Raw genomic sequence first — 614 nt, forward strand, 5'->3', positions numbered from 1 at the left:
AGTTGGTAGAGCATCTGACTTTTAATCAGAGGGTCGAAGGTTCGAGTCCTTCATGGCTCACCATTTATACACGCGGGTGTGGCGGAATTGGCAGACGCGCTAGACTTAGGATCTAGTGTCTTTGACGTGGGGGTTCGAGTCCCTTCACCCGCACCAATTTCCATTTGATAATTAAATAAGTTTGCGGAAGTAGTTCAGTGGTAGAATACAACCTTGCCAAGGTTGGGGTCGCGGGTTCGAATCCCGTCTTCCGCTCCAAAGTTATTGTATGTGCCGGGGTGGCGGAACTGGCAGACGCACAGGACTTAAAATCCTGCGGTAGGTGACTACCGTACCGGTTCGATTCCGGTCCTCGGCACCACATACATGCGCCCTTAGCTCAGCTGGATAGAGTGTTTGACTACGAATCAAAAGGTCGGGAGTTCGAATCTCTCAGGGCGCGCCATGTTTTTTACGGGAAGTGGCTCAGCTTGGTAGAGCACCTGGTTTGGGACCAGGGGGTCGCAGGTTCAAATCCTGTCTTCCCGACCATTATAACGAATATGTTATTTGGGGCTTTAGCTCAGCTGGGAGAGCGCCTGCCTTGCACGCAGGAGGTCAGCGGTTCGATCCCG

5 tRNA genes are annotated in these 614 nt (G+C 52.4%); all 5 read left to right on the plus strand.

Annotated elements, in window-relative coordinates:
• The first annotated feature begins 72 nt into the window (after positions 1 to 72).
• A tRNA-Leu gene (locus tag FS458_RS20430) sits at positions 73 to 156 on the plus strand.
• 27 nt (positions 157 to 183) lie between these two features.
• A tRNA-Gly gene (locus FS458_RS20435) sits at positions 184 to 258 on the plus strand.
• 14 nt (positions 259 to 272) lie between these two features.
• Positions 273 to 361, plus strand: a tRNA-Leu gene (locus FS458_RS20440).
• 7 nt (positions 362 to 368) lie between these two features.
• Positions 369 to 445 (plus strand) — tRNA-Arg (locus FS458_RS20445).
• A gap of 9 nt (positions 446 to 454) precedes the next feature.
• Positions 455 to 531, plus strand: a tRNA-Pro gene (locus tag FS458_RS20450).
• Positions 532 to 614: the final 83 nt, after the last annotated feature.

This window comes from Fictibacillus phosphorivorans (assembly GCF_007673525.1).
GTDB classification, from domain to species: Bacteria; Bacillota; Bacilli; order Bacillales; family Fictibacillaceae; genus Fictibacillus; species Fictibacillus phosphorivorans_C.